Genomic DNA, 8704 nt, shown 5'->3' with positions numbered 1-8704 from the left:
GCCCCGCACCGCGTCCGCGGCGCACCGGCGTCACGGCCGGCCGAGCGGGCCGAAGGCCCGTCTCCGGACGCGTTCACGGCCGTCTGCGGCATGGGGCCCCACGGCGACCTCGGCCAGGCGCGGGGTCGGGCCGTCGTATGCGCCCAGGGGACCGGCGTCCCGTCGGCGCCGACGCGCGGCGGCACGCCGCATGAGTCACACATATTCCTTCTGAGACGTCCACGTCTCACATGGTCTATGTTTGTTTCATGGCTGTCGACCATGACCATGTGCTGCGCACCGCCGCCGCCCTGCTGACCCGGAGAGCCACCGCGACCATGGACGAGGTCGCCCGGGCCGCCGGGATCAGCCGGGCGACGCTGCACCGGCACTTCGCCGGGCGCGACGCCCTCATCCGCGCCCTGGAGGATCTCGGCATCGCCGAGTGCGAGGCCGCCTTGGAGGCAGCCCGTCCGGACGAGGGACCGGCCGCCGACGCGGTGCGCCGGCTGGTCCGCGCGCTCGAACCCTCCGCCGCCCTGCTCGCCTTCCTCTACACCGAGAACCAGCTCTTCGAGGGCGAGGAGCAGAACGAGGGCTGGACCCGCCTCGACGCCCGGCTGGCCGCCCTGTTCCGGCGCGGCCAGGACAGGGGCGAGTTCCGCATCGACCTCAGCCCGGCCTGGCTCACCGAGGCTCTGTACGGCCTGCTGGGCTCGGGTGCCTGGGCCGTCGCGGAGGGCCGGGTGGCCCGTAACGACTTCACCTACATGATCGTCGAGTTGCTGCTCGGCGGCGTCTGCCGGAGAGAGGAACCGTGACCAGCACCCTGTGGTCGGCCGACCCGAACGGATCGGCGAGGCGGAGCCCCGGCCGCTGGCTGGCGCTCGCCGTCCTCGTCCTGGCCGTGCTGCTGGTGGCCGTCGACGCCACCGTCCTCGGGCTCGCGACCCCCTACCTCAGCGAGGACCTGAAGCCGTCGGGCACCCAGTTGCTGTGGATCGGCGATGTCTACTCCTTCGTGATCGCCGGGCTGCTCGTCTCGATGGGCAGCCTCGGCGACCGCATCGGCCGCAAGCGCATCCTGCTGCTGGGCGCCACCGCGTTCGGCGCGCTGTCCGTGCTCAACGCCTACGCCACCACACCGGAGCTGATGATCTCGGCACGCGCGCTGCTCGGCGTCGCCGGTGCCACCCTGATGCCCGCCACGCTCGCGCTGATCCGCAACCTCTTCCACGACCCCCGCGAACGCAGCCTGGCCATCGGCGTCTGGGGAGCGGCCTCCTCCGCCGGAATGGCGATCGGCCCGATCGTCGGCGGCTTCCTGCTGGAGCGGTTCTGGTGGGGCTCGGTCTTCCTGATCAACCTGCCGGTGATGGCCGTCCTGGTCCTCGTCGGCAGCAGGCTGCTGCCGGAATCCCGCAACCCGGACCCCGGTCCGTGGGACCTGGTCAGCGTCCTCCTGTCACTGGTCGGCATGGTCGGCGTCGTGTACGCGATCAAGGAGGCCGCCGCGCACGGGGTCGCGTGGGACGCGTTCGCCGCGGGTCTGCTGGGCGCCGCCGCCCTCTACGGGTTCGTCCGGCGCCAGCGGACCCTTCCGGTCCCGCTGCTCGACATGCGGCTGTTCCGCAGCCGCGGCTTCAGCGGCGCCGTGCTGTCCGACCTGCTGACCATCCTGGGACTGTCCGGCCTGGTCTTCTTCCTCTCCCAGTACCTGCAGTTGGTGCAGGAGAGGCCACCCCTCGAGGCCGGACTCGCGGAACTGCCCGCCGCCGTCGGCGCGGTGGCGGCCGGGCTGATCGCCGGCCGCGCGGCGCGGCGCTTCTCCGTCCGGGCCGTCGTCTCCGGCGGACTCGCCACCGTCGGCCTGGCCCTGGCCGCGCTCACCGTCGTCGACCGGACCACCGGATACCCGCTGCTCGGCACCGCCCTGCTGGTCGTCGGCTTCGGCGCCGGCATCTCGTTCACCGTCACCGCCGACGTGATCCTCACCGCCGTCCCCAAGGAACAGGCGGGCGCCGCCTCCGCGGTCTCCGAGACGGCGTACGAACTCGGCACCGCCCTCGGCATCGCGCTGCTCGGTTCCGTGGTGACCGGTGTCTACCGCGACTTCACCGGCCCGGCCGGCACCCCGGAGGCGGCGCACGAGTCCCTCGGCGGGGCCGTGGAGGCCGCCGGTCACCTGCCCGCCGGCACCGCCACGGCGCTGCTGGACGCGGCCCGGCAGTCCTTCGTGGACGGCCTGGGACTGGCCGCCGGGGCCGGCGCCGCGGTACTGCTGGCCACCGCCGTCGCGGCCTGGTTCCTGCTGCGCGAGCAGGAACTGGACGGTGGAACCGCCGACCACCCACGGCGCCCGCCCGCGAAGGACGGGGCACGGTGACGTGACGGCGGCCTCGGTGCCTCTTCGATGACCCCGGGGCCGGTCGGCCGTGCGAGGTCCTGCGGCCGGCCGACCCGGATAGCGTGCTGCCGGGGCTCAGGAAGCGGCCAGGCCGGCCTTGAGGGCGGTGGTGATGCGCACGACGCGCTCGGCCTGGACGCGGGCGGCCTCACGGGTGGTCTGGTCGACGGGGTTGTTGCCCTGGGCGTCGACGTGGGAGGTGCCGTAGGGGTTGCCGTCGGCGAACTTGGCGGGGTCGGTGTAGCCCGGGGCGACGACGACGCCGCCGAAGTGGTGGAAGGAGGTGTACAGGGCGAGCAGGGTGGACTCCTGGCCGCCGTGGGTGGTGGCGGAGGAGGTGAAGCCGCTGTAGACCTTGTCGGCCAGCTTGCCCTGGGCCCACAGGCCGCCGAGGGTGTCGATGAACTGCTTCAGCTGCGAGGCGATGTTGCCGAAGCGGGTGGGCGAGCCGAAGATCACGGCGTCGGCCCACTCGATGTCGCCCGGGGTGGCCTCGGGGACGTCGGCGGTGGCGGCGGCGTTGGCGGCCCAGGCGGCGTTGGCCTCGATCGCGGACCGCGGAGCCAGTTCGGCCGCCTTGAGCAGACGGACCTCCGCGCCGACCTTCTCCGCGTACTGGGCGATCTGCTTGCTGACCTCGGCGATCGTGCCCGTGGAGGAGTAGTAGACGACGGCCACCTTGATCGGGGTGCTCATGGTTGCGTTCTCCGTTCCGTCGGTGTCGTTCGTTCGGTGCGGCTGAAAGATGCCCATGACAGGTCCGGGCCGTGCGGTCCGTTCCCGTCGACACAGGCTAGTTGAACCGTAAACCATACGAGGGCCGACCGGCCTCGCGGGGGGGGTGAAATATTTCCGCGCGGCAGGTTGTATAACGTTCAACTAATCGACGGGTCGGCACCCCCGGCCGCACGGACAGCAAGGACACCACCATGGCCTCCCGCCTCGACATCCGGCGCGCCAACGAACGTTTCCACACCCGCACCGGCTGGCTCGACTCCCACCACTCCTTCTCCTTCTCGCACCACTGGGACCCCGCGAACACCCATTTCGGACTCCTGCTGGTGTCCAATGACGATGTCGTCGCCCCCGGCACCGGCTTCGAGACCCACCCCCCACCAGGACATGGAGATCATCACCTGGGTCCTCGACGGCGCCCTCGTACACCAGGACTCCGAGGGCCACAACGGCGTGATCTACCCCGGCCTCGCCCAGCGGATGAGCGCCGGCACCGGCATCCTCCACAGCGAGAAGAACGACTCCTGGACCCTCACCGGTGAGCCCGCGCACCACGACCCCGTCCACTTCATCCAGATGTGGGCCATCCCCGACGAGTCCGGCATCCGCCCCGGTTACGAGCAACTCGACATCAACGCCGAACTCGCCCTCGGGGGCTGGACCACCCTCGCCTCCGGCATGCCCGAACACGGCAACCAGCGCGCCATCGGCATCCGGCAGAAGCACGCCGCCCTGCACGTCGCCCGCCTCCGCCCCGCCGAGACCCGCGAGATCGTCACCGCTCCCTTCGCCCACCTCTTCGTGGCGCGCGGCAGCGCCGAACTGGAGGGCGCGGGAACACTGGCCACCGGCGACGCGGTCCGCGTCACCGGCGCGGAGGGCCAGCGTCTCACCGGCGGCCCCGACGGCGCCGAGGTGCTCATGTGGGAGATGAACGCCGCCATCTCCATGGCCTGAAACCCGCCCCCCGGCGTCCGGGGCACGCACCCCGCGGGACACGGGAGTCCGGGGCGCGGCCGGGCGGCGCGCCAACGCCGCGTCTGCCGGGGTTTCGGCGCGCTGCTCGGCCCGCCGCTCAGAGCCGGCGGCGGGCCAGCAGCGTGGAGTCGTGCGTGTCGACCGTTGTTCCCTCACGGGTCATCGTGCGTGGCCGCTGCTCGACCACGAGGGCCTCGAAGTCGTCCGGCAGGCCGGACAGCAGATCCTCGGCGAGGAACATCGCCCTGCGGTGACTCGCGGTCAGCTGGGGCAGATCCATGGACGGCGCGTGGCCGACGACAAGGAGATGGCCGCCGGGCGCGACGGCGTCGGCCAGCCGGCGGGTCACCTCCACCATGCCGCCGTTCGGCGGGTGCAGGTAGTGGCTGGTCACCAGGTCGTAGGATCGCCCGTCCGCCGCGAAGGCGCGTGCGTCGACCTGCCACCAGTCGACGCGATCGGCGATTCCCGCCTGCGCGGCGTGCCGGGCGGCGCGGGCCAGGCCGTTGGCCGAGAAGTCGGCACCGGTCACCGTCCAGCCCTGCTGAGCCAGCCAGATCACGTCACCGCCCTCACCGCAGCCGACGTCCAGCGCGGTACCGGGGGTCAGCCCGGCGGCCTCGGCGACGAGCTGCGGATTGGGGTTTCCGCTCCAGACATTCTCCTGGCCGGTGTACCGCTCGTCCCAGGCCGGCGGCTCGAACAGGGCGGCCGCCTCGTCCTCGGTGATCTGTCGATGGTCGGTCATCGCACGCTTCCCTTCCCGTACTTCTCGCACTTCTGGTACTTCTCGGAACGACCGGATCGGGAGATCCGCCGCTGCCCGCCTTCACGATGTCTCACGGCGTCAGGCCGTGCCCGCGTTCGCGCGCACACGCCTTCGGCCACCCCCGCTCCGGTCCGGGTGTGCCCGGCCGCGCCCGAACTCGCCGGTTCCCCACCGGCGATGAGGACGTCATGGGCAGTCATGCCGCGATGGTGCCCGTGCTCAGGGAAATCGGCACGAAAGATTGCCGGAACGGCAAAAACCATGTGCTCAACCGGGCCGGCCTGCCGGACGGGGCCTCGACCGCCCGTGGCTCCTCACAGCCGATGTGACCGCCCGGATGATCGGGCACGGCCACCGGCCGGGAATGACGAAGATCGGCTGGGGTGACGCTTATCGGCCATCGCGGGGAGGGGGTGTTGCGGCTCCCCATTCCGCTCACTAGCTTTTCCAGAGCCTCCGGAAGGGAGTGGACGACGACAGCCCCGAGGGCTTCGTGAACCGTCAATGGCGCGTACCGCCAGCGATCTCTTGCCGTGAGCGGTGCGTCACGGCGAACACCCCGCGACCGCCCTCCGCGATACGGATACAAGGGAACATTTCCATGGTTCAGCGGATACGCTCACGCACGCGTCACGGCGGCCTGGAGGTCAGGTTATCCGGGAGCTCCCGGCAAGGCCGGCAGGGCGAAGAGTGGTGTCTGGTGAGACAAGACCAGGGAGAATGGCGAGAGATAAAATTCCATGACTACGCGGCGATCTTCAAGATCCCGGGACTGTATGAGCACCTGTTCCACGACCTGCTGCGCTGCCAGTCACCAGCCGTGGTGAGAAGGCTTCTGGAAGAGGAAGTCGACAGGGAAGGCGGAGAGCGGACGCATCTGCGCGTGCTCGACGTCGGGGCCGGCAACGGGCTCATGGCCGAGGAACTCTCCGACTGGGGTGTCGGCTTCACGGTGGGTGTCGACATTCTCCCGGAGGCGGCAGAGGCGGCACACCGGGACCGGGCCGGAGTCTACAAGGACTACCACGTACTCGACCTGGCCCACCTCTCCCCGGGGGAACGGGACGCACTGCGGGAGAGCACGTTCAACGTCCTGACGTGTGTCGCGGCACTCGGCTTCGCCGATATCCCCCCGCGGGCGTTCCGCGAAGCGTACAACTCGATCGTGCCCGGGGGCTGGGTCGCGATCACCCTCAAAGAGGAATTCCTGCAAGGTGACGACCGGTCAGGTTATTGCCGCCTGATCAGGGATCTGTCGGGCTCCGGGGCGCTCGAGGTCCGGACCAGCCGCCGGTACCTGCACCGGCTGGGCGCGCGAGGAGAGGCGTATCACTACGTGGCGATGACCGGAAAGAAGGTGCACGACGCATGACTCGTCACTCGGCGCGGTCAGGGACACGCCATGACACAGAGGTGTCGCTGTCGGTCACCCGGGACGAGATCATCGGGCATCCGACCTGGCACCGCGTATCGGACCTCGGCATCGTGCAATTCAGGCACGACTACGATCCGGAACTACTGGCAGCCATCGCGGCCAGGGCGAAACAGCTGAAGCAGGAAAAGGCTCACAAGCGGCATCTGAACCTCAACTACATGCGGGGCGCGCACCGCTACATACCAGAGATCACCGAACTCATCAACTGGCCGGGGCGACGCGAACGCGCTTCGGAACTGGCCGGAGCCGAGCTGGAGCCCTATCCGCTGCCGGTCATTTCCGCGATCATCACCTTTCAGGACGCCGACCGGGACGGTTCCGTCACCTGGCATGCCGATGGCGTCCCGGTCACCGAAATGATCCCGCTGGAGATCGAGAATCTGGTGGGCGGCGAGCTGGAGATCTACCGCGGCGATTACGAGGAAGGCATCGCCCGGCAGTCCCGTGGCGGCGATCCCGTTCCCGAAGACCGGATACTCAAGATCAGCCACAAACCGGGCTGGGGCATCCTCGGCCAATTGATGCGTACCGCCCACCGCGTCGCCCCCATCGAAACGGGTCACCGCATCACGCTGAACCTCAACTGGCGTTCGGTGTCCAAGCCGTGGATCGACGACAACACCATCACCTATCTGGCGGCGGACAACCCGGAGCTCGAATGGGAGGAAGAATACCTCCAGGACGTACACGAGGTGCATATCCCTGCCTACCTGGACCACCAGAAGGCACCGCTCCCACACGGCTCCGCGCGGTGAAATGACCCGGCCCGAACAGAGTGAGAACGTGTCGTCCGGTACCGGGGTCGCGGTGGCGGACGCGCCGGACCCGGAGCGGGTATCCCCTCGACGGAGGTTCCTGAGCGCGGTCGCGTTCGCATGCGGCGGCATCGGCTTCTGGGGCACGAACGCTCTCGCCGGTTCCAGCGCGCTGCGCAGGCTGGACTTGGGCATCGTGCTGACCTTGCAGTTCGCCTCCGCCACCCTGGCGCTCACGGTCATCATGCTGGTGCGGAACGTCCGCGCGAAACCCGGCCGGGCCCGGCCCGCCGAACCGATGACCCGGAGCGACCGTCTCCACGGTGGTGTCCTCGGACTGATCGGATTCTGCGGCACTCAGACCATGCAATACACGGGGTTCGCGGCCGCACCCATCGTCGAAGCGAACATCATCGCGTACGCCTGGCCGATGTTCGCCGCCATCTGGCTGGCCATCACCAGTCCCCGCCGTCAGACGATCATCGGGGTCTTCTTCTCGTTCGTGGGGTTCCTCGGTGTCGCCATGATGACCGCCGGGCAGCACTCCGGGTCCGGCGGCGGCAGCCTGTTGGGAGATGTCGCCGCCCTGATGTCGGCCCTGTGCATGGCCTACTACACACTCGCCTCGTGGCAGGCCCGCGCCTCGGCGGTCCATGTGATGCTGGTCGGCGGAGTGGCAGGCACCGTATTGGCCCTCGGGATCGCCTTCGCCACCCACGCCGACTGGGAACCGAGCACGGCCTGGCTCGCCATGGTGTACGTGGGCATCGGCCCCAGCGCCGCTGGTTTCCTGCTGTGGAGCGCCGGCATGGCACGAAGCGGCGGCAGTCTCGCTCCCCTGGGCTACGTCACTCCCCTGCTGTCGACGTGGCTCCTGCTGCTGGCCGGCCGCTCCTTCAGCGACGCGTCCGCCGCCATCGGCGCTCTTCTCGTGCTGCTGTGCACGATCGGCGTGCTGGCCAATGACCGCCTCTTCGGGGCACGGCGGCTGTGACGGGGCCGTCCGGCTTCCCCCGGGCATGAACCGGCGGAAGCGGCGAACGAGCCCGACGGCAACCAACGTGCGTCGCGGCCACGTTGCCCGCCGCGCGTACCGGTCCGAGACCGTGGAGCGGCCCGCCCGTGCCCGCTGTCCCCGAACCACCCCGGGTTGGCTGTCCGCGGGCTCTCCGCGGACACTCTCGGGTGGCGTCCGGTGGCGGGCGTCAGATCCGCTCGTGGCCGTACCGAGCGCTGAGCGGCACAAGGTCCGGCTCGCCGAACCGGCCGCGCAGAGCATGGAAGGCGTCGACCTTCTCCGTGCCGAACCGGCGCATCCGCGCGGCAGAGGCGTCGAAGGAGAGGAAGGCCGGCGGGGTGGTCTTGGTATGGAACTTGTCGGCGTACATCACCAGCTGTTCCTCGCCGGTCTCCGCCACGTAGTCGGCCGGCGGCAGGGGCAGCTCCAGGCGGTGGATGTCGTGCCGGGTGATCCCGACTCCCGTGTGGCAGGAACAGAACCGGCACAGCCGCTCGGGGAAGCCCTCCTGGCGGAGGATCTCGTGCCCGAGCACCCCGTGCCGGACGTATTCACCGACCCCCAGCCGGCCCGCGTCGTCGTAGAGCCGGTAGACGCCGATGTCGTGGAGCAGGGCGCCCGCGCGGAC

At 70.0% G+C, this 8704-nt stretch carries 9 protein-coding genes and 1 pseudogene; 7 read left to right on the top strand and 3 right to left on the bottom strand.

What is annotated here, in order from left to right; genetic code table 11:
- The first annotated feature begins 248 nt into the window (after positions 1-248).
- On the top strand, positions 249-800 hold the full coding sequence (locus AXW62_RS38085) for a TetR/AcrR family transcriptional regulator (RefSeq protein ID WP_060948390.1): 552 nt from the start codon (positions 249-251) through the stop codon (positions 798-800).
- On the top strand, positions 797-2365 hold the full coding sequence (locus AXW62_RS38080; RefSeq protein ID WP_060948389.1) for an MFS transporter: 1569 nt from the start codon (positions 797-799) through the stop codon (positions 2363-2365). The genes AXW62_RS38085 and AXW62_RS38080 overlap by 4 nt, the downstream gene beginning before the upstream one ends.
- 96 nt (positions 2366-2461) lie before the next feature.
- Here AXW62_RS38080 and wrbA read toward each other — a convergent pair whose 3' ends face one another.
- Positions 2462-3082: an NAD(P)H:quinone oxidoreductase gene (wrbA, locus tag AXW62_RS38075; protein ID WP_060948391.1), complete on the bottom strand. Its 621-nt coding sequence runs from the start codon at positions 3080-3082 to the stop codon at positions 2462-2464.
- Positions 3083-3315: 233 nt separating this feature from the next.
- Here wrbA and AXW62_RS38070 point away from each other — a divergent pair.
- A pseudogene (locus tag AXW62_RS38070) lies at positions 3316-4078 on the top strand (pirin family protein).
- 118 nt (positions 4079-4196) lie between these two features.
- Here AXW62_RS38070 and AXW62_RS38065 read toward each other — a convergent pair.
- Positions 4197-4847 (bottom strand): SAM-dependent methyltransferase, encoded by a 651-nt coding sequence (locus tag AXW62_RS38065; protein WP_060948388.1) that lies wholly within the window; start codon positions 4845-4847, stop codon positions 4197-4199.
- 209 nt (positions 4848-5056) lie between these two features.
- On the opposite strand from AXW62_RS38065, the gene AXW62_RS44265 reads away from it, so the two are divergent.
- The 4 genes from AXW62_RS44265 to AXW62_RS38050 all read left to right on the top strand — a co-directional run bounded on the left by AXW62_RS44265 (position 5057) and on the right by AXW62_RS38050 (position 8052).
- A complete protein-coding gene (locus tag AXW62_RS44265) occupies positions 5057-5197 on the top strand; it encodes a hypothetical protein (protein WP_159061063.1) in 141 nt (46 codons plus the stop codon).
- Between the two features lie 371 nt (positions 5198-5568).
- Positions 5569-6240 carry a class I SAM-dependent DNA methyltransferase gene (locus AXW62_RS38060; protein WP_214516890.1) on the top strand — a complete coding sequence of 224 codons (672 nt, stop codon included), beginning with the start codon at positions 5569-5571 and terminating at the stop codon, positions 6238-6240.
- 41 nt (positions 6241-6281) lie between these two features.
- Positions 6282-7058 carry a hypothetical protein gene (locus tag AXW62_RS38055; protein WP_060948386.1) on the top strand — a complete coding sequence of 259 codons (777 nt, stop codon included), beginning with the start codon at positions 6282-6284 and terminating at the stop codon, positions 7056-7058.
- Positions 7059-7086: 28 nt separating this feature from the next.
- Positions 7087-8052: a DMT family transporter gene (locus AXW62_RS38050; RefSeq protein WP_159061062.1), complete on the top strand. Its 966-nt coding sequence runs from the start codon at positions 7087-7089 to the stop codon at positions 8050-8052.
- 211 nt (positions 8053-8263) lie between these two features.
- Here the strand turns inward: AXW62_RS38050 and AXW62_RS38045 are convergent.
- Positions 8264-8704 (bottom strand): HD domain-containing protein (locus AXW62_RS38045; RefSeq protein ID WP_060948384.1); only part of this gene is annotated, 441 nt, incomplete at its 5' end.

The sequence above is a fragment of the Streptomyces hygroscopicus subsp. hygroscopicus genome (assembly GCF_001553455.1).
In the GTDB taxonomy this organism is placed as follows: domain Bacteria; phylum Actinomycetota; class Actinomycetes; order Streptomycetales; family Streptomycetaceae; genus Streptomyces; species Streptomyces hygroscopicus.
Note: the sequence above shows the minus strand (reverse complement) of the source record. Positions and strands in the feature narration are given on the sequence as shown.

What these genes read in the sequence shown, in the direction of transcription:
- AXW62_RS38085 (WP_060948390.1), top strand. Translation starts at nt 249, where the DNA reads ATGGCTGTCGACCATGACCATGTGCTGCGCACCGCCGCCGCCCTGCTG.
- wrbA (WP_060948391.1), bottom strand. Translation starts at nt 3,082, where the DNA reads ATGAGCACCCCGATCAAGGTGGCCGTCGTCTACTACTCCTCCACGGGC.
- AXW62_RS38065 (WP_060948388.1), bottom strand. Translation starts at nt 4,847, where the DNA reads ATGACCGACCATCGACAGATCACCGAGGACGAGGCGGCCGCCCTGTTC.
- AXW62_RS44265 (WP_159061063.1), top strand. Translation starts at nt 5,057, where the DNA reads ATGGGCAGTCATGCCGCGATGGTGCCCGTGCTCAGGGAAATCGGCACG.